Source organism: Streptomyces sp. NPDC058401 (genome assembly GCF_042722885.1).
Classification (GTDB): domain Bacteria; phylum Actinomycetota; class Actinomycetes; order Streptomycetales; family Streptomycetaceae; genus Streptomyces.
The window spans coordinates 23290-37606 of sequence record NZ_JBHXKA010000038.1; the positions used below are offsets into that span (position 1 = coordinate 23290).

Genomic DNA, 14317 nt, shown 5'->3' on the forward strand with positions numbered 1-14317 from the left:
AGCGAACTGGCGCGCGCCCGGGGGCCCGCCAGGGGCTCCGATAGTGTGTTCGCCCGGGGGGGGTACGGGGGGGGGGCGGCGCACCCCCCCCCCCCCACCACTCGGCATTGTCCGGCCCGGCGTCACTTGACGCAGGCACCTCCAGTGGGTTGCATACGTTCTGTGATCACATACCGGACACCGGGAGCCACATCATGGACCCGGTGATCGTCGTCGGCGCGGGGCCCGTCGGGCTGTCCCTGTCCCTCGCCCTGGCCGGCCAGGGCGTGCCCTGCGTCGTGCTCGACGAGGGATCCGGCAAGGACGAGCTCCGCCCCGCCCGCACCGTCGCCCTGCACGCCGACACCGCCGCCATGGTGCACCGGCTGGGCTGTACGACCCTGCGCGACGAGGGCGCCTACTTCACCGCCTGGCGCACCATGCGGCGCGGGCGCGAGTCCCAGCGGATCACCTTCGAGGACGGCCCGGCCCCGATCCACCTCCCCCAGCACGCCCTGACCCGCGGACTGCGCGACGCCGCCGCCGCGCATCCCCTGGTCCAGCTGATCACCGAGAGCAAACTCGACGCCCTGGAGCAGGACGGCCGCGGGGTCACCGCCCACACCCGGGGCGCGGAGACCACGTGGTGGCGCGGCAGCCACCTGGTCGGCTGCGACGGGGCCCGCTCCACCGTGCGCAAGCTGCTCGGCATCCGCTTCCCCGGCCGCACCGCCGTCGAACGGCACGCCGTGGCCGCCCTGCGCACCGAACTGCCCTGGCCGGGCGAGGCCTTGCTGCACCGCAGCCCGCCCGAGGAGATCACCGCCCGGCCGCTCGCCGACGGGGCGTACCGGCTGGACTGGCTGCTGCCCTCCGGCGGGGACCTCGTCACCCCCGATGCGCTGGTGACCCTCATCCGCGACAGCCTCGCCCTGTGGTGCGGGGGCACGACCCCCCCGTACGAGCTCCTCGACACCGGGGTCCACACGCTGCACCACCGGCTCGCCCGGCGCTGGCGCGACGGCCGCTGCTTCCTCGCCGGGGACGCGGCGCACCTGCTCGGCGCGCTCGGCACCCAGGGCGTGGAGGAAGGGCTCCGGGACGCCGAGAACCTCGCCTGGAAGCTCTCCCTGGCCTGGCACCAGGGGGCCTCGGAAGCCCTCCTCGACAGTTACGAGGCCGAGCGCCGCAGGGCGGTGGCCGCCCGGCTGCGCGCCGCCGACCAGGCCATGCCCGCGCTACGGGCCGGGGGCGGCCTGCGCACCTACCTCCCCGGGGCCTCGCGCACCGCCGAACTGCTGCTGACCGACGGCCACCTGGGCCGCGGCCCGCTCGGCGCGGAGCCGGTGTACGCCCCGCCCGTGGCCGTCCACGACGTGCCCACCGCCACCGAGCCGGGCGGGTCCGTGGAGAACGTCCCGGTGACCGCCCCCGACGGCTCCACGGTGCCGCTGCGCGACCAGCTGGGGCAGGGCCGGCTGCTCGTCGTCCTCGTCGCCCCGGGCACCGGGGTCTGGGACCGGCGGCACTGGGTGGGCGCCGGCCTGATGCCCCGCCTCGCGGCGGCGGTCGCCGCGCTGCCGGTCCGGGCGGAGCTGCTCGTCGCGGACGGCTACCCCGGGGCGGCGGCGCACACCGTGCTCCTCGTACGGCCGGACGGGCATCTCGCGGCCACCTTCGCCGGGGTCGACCCGCCCGGGCTGTACGAGGCCGCGGACGCCCTCCGGCACGGCGCTCCGGCCGCCGCACCGGCCCCGGCCCCCAAGGCCCTGCCCGCCCCCGCACCCGTGATCGATTGACCCTCCGGCCGAGTCGTGCTTCACTCGCGGACATGACCGGCAACGACGTACGCCTGTGGCGGAGGGTCCATATGGACCTGCTCCGCTACGCGGGCTGCGTATGTCGCCCTTCCTGCTGATTCGCCTTCCTCTCGCGCGCCCCCTTGCGGATGTGCCGCGCACTCTCGCGAACCCCCAGGACGGTCACCCTCCATGTCTGCACCCACGCACGCCCCTGCCCCGGCGTCGGCCGATGCTCCGGCTTCCGCCCCGGCCCTCTCGGCGGCGGACCTCCTCGCCTTCACCCGGCGCATCGCCTCCGACCCCGAGCTGATCGCCTCCCTCCCCCTCGATCCCGAGGGCCGGACGTGGATCCGGCTCAACGGCCCGGGCGGCAGCGAGGCCTGGCTGATCGGCTGGCCGCCCGGCACCGGCACCGGCTGGCACGACCACGCCGAGTCGCGGGGCGCGTTCACCACCGCGCGCGGGCAGCTCACCGAGCACTCCCTGGCGGTCCGCCTCCCCTCGGAGGGCTGGCAGTCCCTCTCCCTGGCCCCCGACGTGGACCGCACCCGTGCGCTGGGCGCGGGCACCGGGCGGGCCTTCGGCGAACACCACGTGCACGAGGTGCTCAACGAGTCCGCGACCGAGCACGCGATCTCCGTCCACGCGTACTACCCGCCGCTGCCCCTGATCCGCCGCTACAGCCGCACCGGCCCGGTGCTCACGCTGGAGCAGGTCGAGCGTCCGGCGGACTGGCAGTGAGCGGCATCGACGCCCTCATCGACCGGGTGCGGACCACGTACACCCGCGTGGACGCGGCCCGGGCGCACGCGGAGTCCCTGACCGGGGCCCTGCTGGTCGACATCAGGTACCAGGCCCTGCGCGAGCGGGACGGACTGATCCCGGGCGCCCTGGTGGTCGAGCGCAACGAACTGGAATGGCGCCTCGACCCCGAGGGCTCCCACCGCCTCCCGGAGGCGGTGGACCACGACATCCGCGTGATCGTCATCTGCAACGAGGGCTACGCCTCCACCCTCGCCGCGGCCTCCCTCCACGCCCTGGCCCTGCCCAACGCCACGGACCTCACGGGCGGCTTCCAGGCCTGGAAGTCCGCCGGCCTGCCCGTCGTCTGACGCCTCCCGGCGGTTTCCGCACCGGTCAGCGGGTGCGGAAACTGCCGGAGTACACGTCCGTACGGTTCTGGGGTGCGTCGGAGTTGGTCTCGGTGAGCACCGCCCGCACTCCCTTGCCGTCCGCGACCAGTCCTTGGTAGTCGCCGAGGAAGTACCCCCCGGCGAACGGCGCCTGGAGCCAGTCGAAGACCCGCGAGATCCGCCGTTCGGTCCGGAGCTGCGGGTTTCCGTGCGGCAGTGTGGCCAGCTGGTAGGCGGTGGGCAGGGTGGTGGTGTCGCCCGGCTTGAGGAAGCGCAGGTCGTAGTAGGTGAGCGCGACCGTGCCCCGCTCGTCGACCGCGATCGACGGGGAGAACGCCGGGACGTCCTCGGGGCTGATCAGCTCGGGGGTCCCCCAGGTGCGTCCGCCGTCGGTGGAGCGCACGAGCTGGACCGAGTCGAACGCGCCGCCGGAGAAGTCCGAGCCCTCGTACGCCATGTACAGCGCGCCCGACGTGGGGTCGACGGCCGGGCTGGGCAGGGTGGCCGCGGCGCGGAGCAGTGTGGAGGGGTCGTTCGGGTCGACTTCCGGTACGGAGGTGTCGCGGGCCACGACGGTCGGGGCGCTCCAGGTTTCCCCGGCGTCGGTGGAGGTGACCACCTCGTAGCGGGCTTCGATGACGGTGCTCAGGTCGTCGGAGGCGGTGATCCGGTCGTAGAAGTCGTACAGGGTGCCGGTGCGCCGGTCGACGACGATCACATGGCCGATGGTCTGGGTGTTGGGCACGGCCCCGGTGTCGACGAACCGCCGGGCCCCGCTCCAGGTGCGGCCGCCGTCGCGGGTGACGGAGATGTAGCCGGGACCGTCGAGGGAGCTGGGGCCGGGAGGGTCGTTGTCGAGGCGGTCCCAGACCTGGTAGGCGGTGCCTGCGCGGACCGGGTCGGCGGTGATGGAGGGCTTGTCGTTGAAGAACGGCTGCTCGTCGACGTGGGTGGTGGTGAGGTTCCGCCAGGTGCGGCCGCCGTCGTGGGACGTGGCCGCCAGGAGGGCGCTGCGCGTGCTCCTGGTGAAGTCGACGCCTTCCCCGCTCGCGTAGACGGTGCCGTCCGGGCCGGTGCTCACCCAGGGGTCGGAGGCCCGCTCGTAGTCCGCGCCGCCGGGGGCGCACAGGCTGAACGGCAGCGTGCTCCGGTGGAAGGTGTGGCCGTCGGTTGTCCAGGAGGCCGCCAGGCCGCGGGCGGCGCCGTCGTTCCAGCGGTCCTGCTGGAACACGGTGACCACGCGTTTCGGGTCGCGCGGATCGACGGACAGGTACGGCTCGACCTCGGTGCCGGGGTAGACGGTGCTCTCGGGGGAGATCGCGCCGATGCTGCAGTTCGCGTACGGGTCGCCGTGGGACACCTTGACCAGGGGCGTGCCGTCGGGGTTCCGGTCCGCCGCGGCGGCGGGGGCCGCACCGGCGACCGTGCCGAGCAGGAGCGCGGCGGTGGTGACGGCGGCCAGGGGCAGGAAGACGCGCATGCGGGATCTCCTCCGGGCCTGTCGGCCGGGGTACGGGACCGCCCTCGTCGGAGGCGGCCTGGGACGCGGAGGTGTACCGGAACGCGGGGGTGGGGGGCGACTCCGCTTGGTCCTCTTCGGCGTTGCGGCCGCTGCCCTTGATGGGCCGAACGACGGAGCGATCCCCGGGGCCGGGTCGTCGGAGCGCACGGAGGAGCCGACCGGCGGTGTGGCCTGCCGATCGGCTGTTTGGGCGTGCTGTTACGGACTAGTACGGGCTGCTACGGAATCGCGTGCCGCTGGCGGCGCCCCGGGCGGTCAATCGATCGCCGGCGAGGTCCCGTCGGGCAGCGCGCAGTGGTAGCCGGCGTAGGGGCGGGCAACGATCTGCCCGCCGGCGGCCGTGCAGTCGTCTCTGGAAATGTTCGGAGACGAGGCGGCCCCGGCACTGACAGCGCCGACGGCGCTCGCGCCGACAAGGGTGGCCGCGGCCAGGGCGAGGCCCAGAATTCTTCGTATGCGCATGAGTTCCTCCTCCTCCCAGGCGCCCTGTGTCGGGCCTTCGGGAAGGACAGGTCTCAAGACGACGGCGCCCTTCTTCTCAGCATGGGCGCTCCGCCCGAGGCCCGCGAGCCGGGGCTCGCGCGGTCCTCTATCGCGGTTCGTGGGCCGCCGCGCGGCAGGCACCGGTCGCGGCGCCGCCCGCCACTCCGGCTCCGGTCAGCCCGCTCACACAACTCTGCAGGTCTCCGACCACACCACGGCCGCAGGCCGCTGCGACGGAGTCGGAAGCGGTGGCACCGGCCAGTTCGGCCATCTGCGTGCAGGCGGGGATGTCCGCCCGGACCGCGGGAGCGGCGAGGACCGTGCCGCCGAGGGTGAGGCTCAGGCCGGCGAGCGCACCGGCAATACGGGTCGACGTGCGCATGGGACGCACCTGCCTTCCGGGGTGGGCTCACTTCCAGCGTCGCACCGTCCCGCCCGCCCGTCCTGCTCGCACCCGAGTGGCCCAACATGACGGGCCACGCCCTGGGCGAGAAGCTGGCTAGTGCCCCCAATAGAGGCGACTGACCCCCACAAGGCGCCCCGCAGCCACACGCCGCGGGGCGCTTCCGCGCGAACACGCCCAGCCCCCCGGTGTCACCCCGTCAGATCGTCGGCGTCTTCGCCCTCCGCCTCCAGCGCGCGGCGGACCACCCGCAGGGCCATGCCCTCGGGGTACCCCTTGCGGGCGAGCATTCCGGCGAGGCGCCGGATCCGCTTGTCCCGCTCCAGGCCCCGGGTCGCGCGGAGCTTGCGCTCCACCAGCTCCCGGGCGGTCTCCTCCTCCTGGTCGGAGTCCAGCTGTTCCAGGGCCTCCTGGACGAGGGTGGGGGCCACCCCCTTGGTACGGAGCTCCTGCGCGAGCGCCCGGCGGGCCAGTCCCCTGCCCCGGTGCCGGGACTCGACCCAGGCCCCGGCGAAGGCGGCGTCGTCGATCAGGCCCACCTCCTCGAACCGGGAGAGGACCTGCTCCGACACCTCCTCGGGGATGTCCCGCTTCGCCAGGGCGTCGGCGAGCTGCCGCCGGGTGCGCGGCATCCCGGTGAGCAGGCGCAGACAGATCGCCCGCGCCTGCTCCTCGGGACTCTGGGGCGGCAGCTCCGGACGGTCTTCACGCCCCTCGCGGCCCTCACGGCCCTCCGTGCGACGGCCTCCCCGGCCGCCGCCCTCGCGGCGGCCCCGGCGACTGCCCTCGCGGCGGTCCTCACCGCCGTCCGCGCCACCCCTTGCCTGCTCCCACACGGGTCAGCTCTTGGCGACCGCGGCCTTGACCGCGGTCTTGGCCTTCGACGCGGGGGCGGGCACGGCCGCGGTCTCGGCGGACGCGTCCGCGCCGGCCTCGGCCGTGGCGGGAGCCGCAGCGTCCTTGCGGATACCGACGCCCAGCTTCTCCTTGATCTTCCGCTCGATCTCGTCGGACAGGGCGGGGTTGTCGCAGAGGAACTTCCGCGCGTTCTCCTTGCCCTGGCCGAGCTGGTCGCCCTCGTACGTGTACCAGGCGCCGGCCTTGCGGACGAAGCCGTGCTCCACGCCCATGTCGATCAGGCCGCCCTCGCGGCTGATGCCGTGGCCGTAGAGGATGTCGAACTCGGCCTGCTTGAAGGGCGGGGCGACCTTGTTCTTGACGACCTTGACGCGGGTGCGGTTGCCGACCGCGTCCGTGCCGTCCTTGAGGGTCTCGATGCGCCGGATGTCGAGGCGCACGGAGGCGTAGAACTTCAGCGCGCGGCCACCGGTGGTGGTCTCCGGCGAGCCGAACATCACACCGATCTTCTCGCGGAGCTGGTTGATGAAGATCGCGGTGGTCTTCGACTGGCTGAGCGCACCGGTGATCTTCCGGAGGGCCTGGCTCATCAGACGGGCCTGGAGACCCACGTGCGAGTCGCCCATCTCGCCCTCGATCTCCGCGCGCGGCACGAGGGCCGCGACGGAGTCGATGACGATGAGGTCCAGCGCACCGGAGCGGACCAGCATGTCCACGATCTCCAGCGCCTGCTCACCGGTGTCCGGCTGGGACAGGATGAGGTTGTCGGTGTCGACGCCGAGGGCCTTGGCGTACTCGGGGTCGAGGGCGTGCTCGGCGTCGATGAAGGCGACGGTGCCGCCGGCCTTCTGCGCGTTGGCCACGGCGTGCAGCGTCAGGGTCGTCTTACCGGAGGACTCCGGCCCGTACACCTCGATCACGCGGCCGCGCGGCAGCCCGCCGACGCCGAGCGCGATGTCCAGCGCGGTCGATCCGGTGGGGATGACCTCGATGGGATCGTTCGGCTTGTCGCCGAGCCGCATCACGGCACCCTTGCCGAACTGCCGTTCAATCTGTGCGAGCGCGGCGTCTAGAGCCTTCTCGCGGTCGTTGCCTGCCATGGGTTCCACCCGATTTGCTTGAGTCGATCGCTTCACGCCATTGACGCTAACGCCTGCCACTGACAACGCGGTCCCACGTCCGGTTTGGCTGTGGATAACCAATAAGAATGCGTGTTCGATTTCCCTGTCAAGCGCGCCACGCCGGACCCCTCCGCCCCACCGGCGGCTGGCATGATCCACTCCCATGACGGACACCACGGACGACAGCGCGGACGGCACCACGGACGAAGCCGCGGACGACGCCGCGGGCGGCGCCCCCTCCAGCATGTTCCCCGCCGGCCGCACCGCGCTCATCGTGCGGATCCCCGAAGCGGAACCCGTCGTCGGGGACTGGCAGGCCCGGATCGACCCCGCGACCCGGGCCGGAGCCGGGGTGCCGGCGCACGTGAGCGTGCTCTACCCGTTCCTCCCGGAGAGCCTGATCGACGCCTCGGTCCACGCCGGGATCGCCGCGGCCCTGAGCCCCCACCACGCCTTCGACCTGCGCTTCGAGCGGACCGGCCGGTTCCCGGGGATGCTCTACCTCGCCCCGGAGCCGGACGCCCCGCTGCGCGGGCTGACCCGTGCGGTCACCGGGCGCTGGCCCGGGATCCACCCCTACGGCGGCCGCTATCCGGACCCGGTCCCGCACCTCACGGTCGCGCAGCGCGCACCCGAGGCGGACCTGGACGCCGCCGAGGCGGACCTGGCCGGACGGCTCCCCCTCACCGCCCGCGTCCGCGCCGTCGACCTGGTGGCGTACGACGGGACGGCCTGGCGGGAGCGTGCGCGGTTCCTGCTGCGGGAGCCCGGAAAGTGACAACCCAAGGTTGACACCTGCTCGACTGTCAACCTAGGGTTGCACCCATGACGAACCCTTCGGTGGAACCCGTTCGCATGACCAATCCGGTACGCCTCGACGACCTCATCGAGGCCATCAAGAAGGTCCACACCGACACCCTGGAGCAGCTCAGCGGCGCGGTCGTCGCCGCCGAGGCCCTCGGGGACGTCGCGGACCACCTCATCGGCCACTTCGTCGACCAGGCCCGCCGTTCCGGTGCCTCCTGGACCGACATCGGCCGCAGCATGGGCGTCACCCGCCAGGCCGCCCAGAAGCGCTTCGTCCCCAAGGCCGACAAGGCCGGGGAGGGCGCCGACGTCGACGCCGCACAGGGCTTCGGCCGGTTCACGCCCCGCGCCCGCAACGTCGTCGTCACCGCCCAGAACGAGGCCCGCGCGGCCGGCAACGCCGAGATCGTCGTCGCCCACCTGATCCTGGGGCTGCTCGCCGACACCGAATCCCTCGCCGCGCTCGTCCTGCGGGCGCAGGGCGCCTCCCCGGAGGAGCTGCGCGCCGCCGCGACCGCGACCCTGCCCGCGCCCGTCGCCGAGCTCCCCGCCCTGGTGCCCTTCGACGCCGCCGCGAAGAAGGCGCTCGAACTCACCTTCCGCGAGTCCCTGCGCCTGGGCCACAGCTACGTGGGCACGGAGCACATCCTGCTCGCGCTCCTCGAACTCGAGGACGGCGAAGGCGTGCTCTCCTCCCTCGGCATCGACAAGGCCGCCACCGAGGCGGCCGTCAGCGAAGCCCTGGAATCCGTACTCGGCGGCGCCGGCGCGGAGTAGCGCTCCCCCCGGAGGCGTCCTCCCCCGTCACCGCGTACCGCTTCACGTACGCCCCGAGGAAGGCCTGCATCGTGGCGACGGCCGGGATCGCGATGAGCGCCCCGACCGCGCCCAGCAGGGCGGTGCCCGCGATGACCGAGCCGAAGGCCACCGCCGGGTGGATGTCCACCGTCTTCGAGGTCAGCTTCGGCTGGAGCACGTAGTTCTCGAACTGCTGGTACACCACCACGAATCCGAGGACGTAGAGCGCGTACCAGGGGTTGACCGTGAAGGCGAGCAGCATCGGCAGCGCGCCCGCCAGGTAGGTGCCGATGGTGGGGATGAACTGCGACACCAGCCCCACCCACACCGCGAGCGCGGGCGCGTACGGCACGCCCAGCACCGCGAGGACGATGTAGTGCGCGATCCCGGAGATCAGCGCCATCAGGCTGCGCGAGTAGAGGTATCCGCCCGTCTTGGTGACGGCGATCTCCCACGCCCGCAGCACCTCGGCCTGCTTCGCGGGCGGCAGTACGGAGCACAGGGCGCGGCGCAGCCGTGGCCCGTCGGCGGCGAAATAGAAGGAGAACAGACCGATCGTCAGCAGCTTGAACAGTCCGCCGAGCACGGTGGCGGACACGTCGAGCACGCCGCTCGCGCTGTTCTGCACGTACTTCTGCAGCCAGTCCGAGTGCAGCAGGCTGTCCTGGATGTCCAGCCGGGACAGGTCCGTGTGGAAGGTGTCGTTGATCGAGCCGATCAGCGAGTCGAGATAGCCGGGGAAGCCTTCCACCAGGTCGACGATCTGTGCGGCGAGGACCGAGCCGAGCAGGACGAGGAACCCGGCGGCCGCGACGAACACCCCGAGGAACACCAGGAAGGTGGCGAGCCCGCGGCGCATGCCGCGGGCCGCCATCCGGGCCACGGCCGGTTCGATCGCGAGCGCGAGGAAGAACGCGATCAGGATGTTGACGAGCAGCCCGATGAGCTGGTGGAAGGCCCAGCTGCCGAGCTGGAAACAGGCCACCAGGGCCAGTACGAGCACCACGGCGCGCGGCAGCCAGCGCGGCATCCGGGCATCGGCCGCTGCCGCTGCCGCTGGCGGTTCCCCGGCGGAGCCGGTCGTCGGGGGACCGTCCGCGGCGGCACCCGGCCCCCCGGCGTCTCCCGTTACGGGGCCTGCGGCCGAAGCGCCCGCAGGGGCCCCGGGGCCCGCCGGCGGCGTGCTCCGGGGGTCTTCGGGCCGGTCGGTCGTCTCATCACTGGCTGCCACGCCGACCAGTCTGTCCCACCGGCGCCGCGAACCGCGAAGCGATCGCCGTGCTAGCGCAAGGAGGCCGGCACGTCGACGGCCGAACACACCGCGCGCCACACGTCCTTGGCCTCCCAGCCGGCGTCCAGCGCCTCGTGGACCGTCCGGCCGCCGAGCTCCGTCATGACGTGGTCCCGCGCGAAGGAGTCCGCGTAGCCCGCACCGAAGTGCTCTGCCATCCGCTCCCAGAAAATCGTCAACCGCATGCCTCCATTATCCCGCCCCGGAGAGTGCACCCTCCCCGTTCGTGCCACTTCGGCGCCGCCCCGGCCCCTACGGTTCCTGGCATGCCTGGAGACGAAGCGTCCGCCCCGGCGGCGACGACCGCGACGAGCCTGACGGCGGTGACGAGCGTGACGGCGGCCACGAGCGCGCTGGCCGGCGCCGAGCAGTTCATCTGGCTCACGGCCCGCGTGCTGGAGCAGCGGCGGTTCGCGTTCCACTTCCTCGGCGGGGAGGCCGACCCGGTCGATACCGCCCTCGGCGCCTACCTCGGCGGCGACGGCGGATACGGCCACGCCCTCGACCCGGACCTGCGCGGTCCGCTGAGCCACCCGCTGCACACCGCCCACGCCCTGCGCGTCCTGGACGGCCTGGGCCGCTGCGCCGGACAGCGCATCGAGCGGCTCTGCGCGCACCTGACCCGGGTCTCGACCGCGGACGGGGCGCTCCCGGCGACCGCTCCGGCCTCCGGCGGCTACCCGGCCGCCCCGTACCACCCGCTGCACGACGATCCGCCGGGCGACCTGCTGGCCACCGGCCCCGTCGTCGGGATCCTGCACCGCAACCGGGTCTGGCACGCGTGGCTGTTCCGGGCGACGGACTTCTGCTGGGACCGGGTGGAGAACCTGCGGCACTGGCACCCGTACGAGGTCCGCAGCGCGGTGGCCTTCCTGGACGGGGTGCCCGACCGGTCCCGGGCCGCGGCGGCCGCCGACCGGCTGGGGCGCCTGGTCCGCGAGCAGCGGCTCGTCGTACTGGACCCGGCGCGGCAGGACGGGAACCCGCCGGTGCCCGCCCGCGCGCCGGACGAGCACCTGTACCCGTACGACTTCGCCCACCGCCCGGAGTCCCTCGCCCGGAGCTGGTTCACGGACGCGGAGCTCTACGGCTCGCTGCGCTTCCTGGCCGGCCGGCAGCAGCCGGACGGCGGCTGGCCCGTGCAGCGCGGCGCGTGGGCGCCGGGCAGCTCCCTGGAGCGGCGCCCGATCGCCACGCTGGAGGCCCTGCTGACCCTGCGCGCGTACGGCCGCCTCTCCGGGGCCGCCGGGGGCATGTCTAGCCTCCCAGCGCCCGCAGCCCCGCGGTGACGGCGACGGCCGCCGCGACCACGACGAGGAACGGGGCCCGCAGCAGCAGCGCGACCCCGGCGGCCGCGAGCCCGGCGGCGCGGGCGTCGAGCACGAGCTGCTGCCCGGTGGCGAAGGTCTGCTGCGCGGTGAGCGCGGCGAGCAGTGCGACCGGCAGCAGCGCGGCGAGCTTGCGCACCGCGGGCCGCTCCAGGGCTCCGGCGGGGACGAGCAGCCCGGCGAGCTTCACGCCGTAGCAGCCGACGACGGTGAGACCGATGGCGATCCAGACGTTCACGAGCGGCGTCCCTTCATCCACAGCACGATCGGCGCGGCCAGCGCCGCGATCAGCACGGGCACCCCGGCGGGCAGGACGGGCAGCAGGCCCAGCCCGAGGACGAGGGCGAGCCCGGCGACGGCCCGCTCGGTGCCGGTCTTCAGCATCGGCGCGAGCAGCGCGAGGAACACGGCGGGCCCGGCGGCGTCCAGCCCCCACGCCCGGGTGTCCCCGATGGCCTCGGCGCCGAGCGCGCCGAGCAGGGTGGTGAGGTTCCACAGGACGTAGAGGGACAGTCCGGTGACGGTGAAGCCGAGCCGGGCCGATTTCCGGTCGGGCTGGGCCAGGGCCACGGCGGTGGTCTCGTCGATCACCCAGTGCGCGGCGAGCGGGCGCACGCCCTTGGGCAGCGCGAGCAGCTGGGACAGCCGCAGCCCGTAGAAGGCGTTGCGGGTCCCGAGGAAGAAGGCCCCGGCGGCGGCCGTGAACGGGTTCCCGCCGGCCGCCAGGGCTCCGACCAGCGCGAACTGCGAGGCCCCGGTGAACACCAGCAGGCTCAGCACGCACGCCTGGAGGGTGCTGACCCCGGACCCGGCGGCGGTCACCCCGAAGGCGAACCCGGACAGCCCGACCGCGACGCCGACGCCGAGCGCGTCCCGGACCACGGCGGCGCGCGGCTTGTCCCCCGCGGGCACCCCGCCGGGGGCCCCGCCGGGCGCCTCCCGGTCGGGTTCTTCTCGTATGACCATCTGCTGTTCTCCCACGCCCCGAAATTACGCGGGCCGCGCCCTGCGGGTCTTGTACGTTCTTGCACCATGCACGAAGTGATCAAGGACATGGCGGACCGGCTGGCCGAGGTCCCCGGGGTGCGCGCAGTCATGCTCGGCGGCAGCCGGGCCCGCGGCGAGCACCGCCCCGAATCGGACTGGGACCTCGGCGTCTACTATCGCGGCCCCCTCGACCTCGCCGCGCTGGGCGCGCTGGCCGGACCGGACGTGGAGGTGGCCGGCCCGGGAGGCTGGGGCCCCTGGGTCAACGGCGGGGCCTGGCTGCGCGTCGACGGCGTGGCGGTGGACTGGATCCTGCGCGACCTGGACCGGGTGGAGCGGGTGTGGCAGGAGTGCCGCGAGGGCCGCTACGAGGTGGGCGTGCAGCCGGGCCACCCGCTCGGCTTCTGGTCGCCCTGCTACCCGGGCGAGGTGGCCCTGGGCCAGGTCCTGGCGGACCCGACGGGCGAGCTGACCGCCCTGCGCACCACGGTCTCCTCCTACCCGGAGCCGCTCCGGGACGCCCTGCTGGCCGCGGCCTGGGAGGCCGAGTTCCTCGCCGCGGGCGCCGCGAAGGGCGCGGCCCGCGCGGACGCCCTGTACGTCTCCCTGTGCCTGTCGAAGGCCTTCGGCATCCTCGTCCAGGCCCTGTACGCGGCGGACCGCCGCTGGTGCCTCAACGAGAAGGGCGCCCTGGCCACGGCCGAACTCCTGCCCTCGGCCCCCACCGGTTTCGGCGAACGCGTCCGCACCCTCCTGGGCGCACCGGGCACGACGCCCGAATCCCTGACGGCCACGGTCACCGAGGCCCGAACCCTGATCGAGGAGACCCGCGCGGGCCTGGCCGCCTAGGCCGTCCCTTCCGGATCTTGTCGGCCGAGCCCGCAGGCCGGCTCCGGCCCGTCCGCGAGCCGGCCCCTCACCCGGCCCCCCGCCCCCGCCGGTACGCCCCCGGCGGGACCCCCACGATGCGGGTGAAGTGCCGGTTCAGGTGGGGCTGGTCGGTGAAGCCGACGGTGACGGCCGCTTCCGCAGGTGGGATTCCGGCGTCCAGGAGCCGGCGCGCACGCCGGACCCGGGCGTCGGTCAGCCAGGTGTGCGGGGGCATGCCGTACCGGTCCCGGAAGGCGCGCAGCAGGGCGAAGGGGCTCGTGCCCAGTTCCGCCGCGAGCTGCTCCAGGGACGGCGGCTCCTCCATCCGCTCCTCCAGCACGGCCCGGGCCCGCTCCGCGTCGGCGGCGCCCGCGCGGCCCGCCGTGCGGGCGGGCAGCGGCCCGGCGTGCCGGGTCAGCATCCGGGCCACCACCCCGCGCAGCAGGGTGTCGGCGGCCAGTGCGTTGCCGGCCTCGGCGGCCCGGTGGACCTCGGTGATGGCCCGCGAGGCCTGCGGGTCGGCGACCATGTCCGCGGTGAAGCCGGGGGTTCCGCGCAGGGTTCCGATCTCGGTGGCGACCTCGGCGATCAGCGCCCGGGAGGGGTAGAGGGTGGCGTAGGCCCAGCCCTCGGGGACCCCGGCGCGGGCGGTGTGCGGTACCTCGGGGTTGATCAGGACCACGCTGCCGGGCCCGGCGCGCAGGGTGTCCCCGGGCAGGCCGATCTCCTCGACTCCGCCGGTGACGGCCGCGATGACGTACCCGTCGTGGGCGTGGCGCGGGAAGGTGTGGCGCACGTAGTGGGCGCGCAGCAGGTCCAGCCCGGGCAGTTCCGCGTACTGCCAGTGCCGCGCCCACTCCCGGCGGCCCTCGTCCGCTCCGGTCCCCGTCCCCATCCCCCCATTCTGCGCCCGGTCCGGCCGGGGTGTTTCCACA

18 protein-coding genes are annotated in these 14317 nt (G+C 74.0%); 8 read left to right on the plus strand and 10 right to left on the minus strand.

What is annotated here, in order from left to right; genetic code table 11:
* Positions 1–194 precede the first annotated feature (194 nt).
* The 4 genes from ACFWNV_RS16590 to ACFWNV_RS16605 all read left to right on the plus strand — a co-directional run bounded on the left by ACFWNV_RS16590 (position 195) and on the right by ACFWNV_RS16605 (position 2893).
* Positions 195–1778, plus strand: a complete 1584-nt coding sequence (locus ACFWNV_RS16590; RefSeq protein WP_383946818.1) for an FAD-dependent oxidoreductase — start codon at positions 195–197, stop codon at positions 1776–1778.
* 32 nt (positions 1779–1810) lie between these two features.
* Positions 1811–1897 (plus strand): putative leader peptide, encoded by an 87-nt coding sequence (locus ACFWNV_RS16595; protein ID WP_311318651.1) that lies wholly within the window; start codon positions 1811–1813, stop codon positions 1895–1897.
* A 73-nt stretch (positions 1898–1970) separates the two neighbouring features.
* The gene (locus ACFWNV_RS16600) at positions 1971–2522 is read left to right on the plus strand and encodes a cysteine dioxygenase (protein ID WP_383946821.1); all 552 of its coding nucleotides are present in this window, start codon (positions 1971–1973) and stop codon (positions 2520–2522) included.
* On the plus strand, positions 2513–2893 hold the full coding sequence (locus tag ACFWNV_RS16605) for a rhodanese-like domain-containing protein (RefSeq protein ID WP_383946904.1): 381 nt from the start codon (positions 2513–2515) through the stop codon (positions 2891–2893). Before ACFWNV_RS16600 ends, ACFWNV_RS16605 begins: the two co-directional genes overlap by 10 nt.
* 25 nt (positions 2894–2918) lie before the next feature.
* Here ACFWNV_RS16605 and ACFWNV_RS16610 read toward each other — a convergent pair whose 3' ends face one another.
* From ACFWNV_RS16610 to recA, 5 genes are all read right to left on the minus strand, one after another.
* Entirely contained in the window at positions 2919–4394 is a 1476-nt protein-coding gene (locus ACFWNV_RS16610) for a sialidase family protein (protein WP_383946825.1), read from the minus strand.
* Positions 4395–4691: 297 nt separating this feature from the next.
* Positions 4692–4898, minus strand: a complete 207-nt coding sequence (locus tag ACFWNV_RS16615; RefSeq protein WP_383946828.1) for a hypothetical protein — start codon at positions 4896–4898, stop codon at positions 4692–4694.
* Positions 4899–5025: 127 nt separating this feature from the next.
* Positions 5026–5301, minus strand: coding sequence for a hypothetical protein (locus tag ACFWNV_RS16620; protein ID WP_383946831.1), 276 nt, complete (start codon positions 5299–5301; stop codon positions 5026–5028).
* A 212-nt stretch (positions 5302–5513) separates the two neighbouring features.
* The gene (gene recX, locus ACFWNV_RS16625) at positions 5514–6158 is read right to left on the minus strand and encodes a recombination regulator RecX (RefSeq protein ID WP_383946834.1); all 645 of its coding nucleotides are present in this window, start codon (positions 6156–6158) and stop codon (positions 5514–5516) included.
* Between the two features lie 3 nt (positions 6159–6161).
* Positions 6162–7280 carry a recombinase RecA gene (recA, locus tag ACFWNV_RS16630; protein ID WP_383946836.1) on the minus strand — a complete coding sequence of 373 codons (1119 nt, stop codon included), beginning with the start codon at positions 7278–7280 and terminating at the stop codon, positions 6162–6164.
* A 184-nt stretch (positions 7281–7464) separates the two neighbouring features.
* Here recA and ACFWNV_RS16635 point away from each other — a divergent pair, with 184 nt between their 5' ends.
* Together ACFWNV_RS16635 and ACFWNV_RS16640 are read left to right on the plus strand one after the other, a co-directional pair.
* Positions 7465–8079 (plus strand): 2'-5' RNA ligase family protein, encoded by a 615-nt coding sequence (locus ACFWNV_RS16635; RefSeq protein ID WP_383946839.1) that lies wholly within the window; start codon positions 7465–7467, stop codon positions 8077–8079.
* Positions 8080–8126: 47 nt separating this feature from the next.
* Positions 8127–8885 (plus strand): Clp protease N-terminal domain-containing protein, encoded by a 759-nt coding sequence (locus ACFWNV_RS16640; RefSeq protein WP_383946842.1) that lies wholly within the window; start codon positions 8127–8129, stop codon positions 8883–8885.
* Here the strand turns inward: ACFWNV_RS16640 and ACFWNV_RS16645 are convergent.
* Both ACFWNV_RS16645 and ACFWNV_RS16650 read right to left on the minus strand, forming a co-directional pair.
* Positions 8839–9936, minus strand: a complete 1098-nt coding sequence (locus tag ACFWNV_RS16645) for an AI-2E family transporter (RefSeq protein WP_383946845.1) — start codon at positions 9934–9936, stop codon at positions 8839–8841. The genes ACFWNV_RS16640 and ACFWNV_RS16645 overlap by 47 nt on opposite strands.
* Before the next feature lie 251 nt (positions 9937–10187).
* Entirely contained in the window at positions 10188–10382 is a 195-nt protein-coding gene (locus tag ACFWNV_RS16650; RefSeq protein WP_214955542.1) for a DUF3046 domain-containing protein, read from the minus strand.
* An 81-nt stretch (positions 10383–10463) separates the two neighbouring features.
* Between ACFWNV_RS16650 and ACFWNV_RS16655 the strand changes: the two genes are divergently transcribed.
* A complete protein-coding gene (locus ACFWNV_RS16655) occupies positions 10464–11486 on the plus strand; it encodes a hypothetical protein (RefSeq protein WP_383946849.1) in 1023 nt (340 codons plus the stop codon).
* Here ACFWNV_RS16655 and ACFWNV_RS16660 read toward each other — a convergent pair.
* Together ACFWNV_RS16660 and ACFWNV_RS16665 are read right to left on the minus strand one after the other, a co-directional pair.
* A complete protein-coding gene (locus tag ACFWNV_RS16660; protein ID WP_383946852.1) occupies positions 11455–11763 on the minus strand; it encodes an AzlD domain-containing protein in 309 nt (102 codons plus the stop codon). The genes ACFWNV_RS16655 and ACFWNV_RS16660 overlap by 32 nt on opposite strands.
* The gene (locus tag ACFWNV_RS16665) at positions 11760–12491 is read right to left on the minus strand and encodes an AzlC family ABC transporter permease (protein WP_383946854.1); all 732 of its coding nucleotides are present in this window, start codon (positions 12489–12491) and stop codon (positions 11760–11762) included. Before ACFWNV_RS16665 ends, ACFWNV_RS16660 begins: the two co-directional genes overlap by 4 nt.
* 66 nt (positions 12492–12557) lie before the next feature.
* Between ACFWNV_RS16665 and ACFWNV_RS16670 the strand changes: the two genes are divergently transcribed.
* Complete coding sequence (locus ACFWNV_RS16670; RefSeq protein ID WP_383946856.1) at positions 12558–13361, plus strand: nucleotidyltransferase domain-containing protein; 804 nt, start codon at positions 12558–12560, stop codon at positions 13359–13361.
* Between the two features lie 67 nt (positions 13362–13428).
* Here the strand turns inward: ACFWNV_RS16670 and ACFWNV_RS16675 are convergent, their stop codons facing one another.
* Positions 13429–14277 (minus strand): AraC family transcriptional regulator, encoded by an 849-nt coding sequence (locus ACFWNV_RS16675; protein ID WP_383946859.1) that lies wholly within the window; start codon positions 14275–14277, stop codon positions 13429–13431.
* Positions 14278–14317 lie beyond the last annotated feature (40 nt).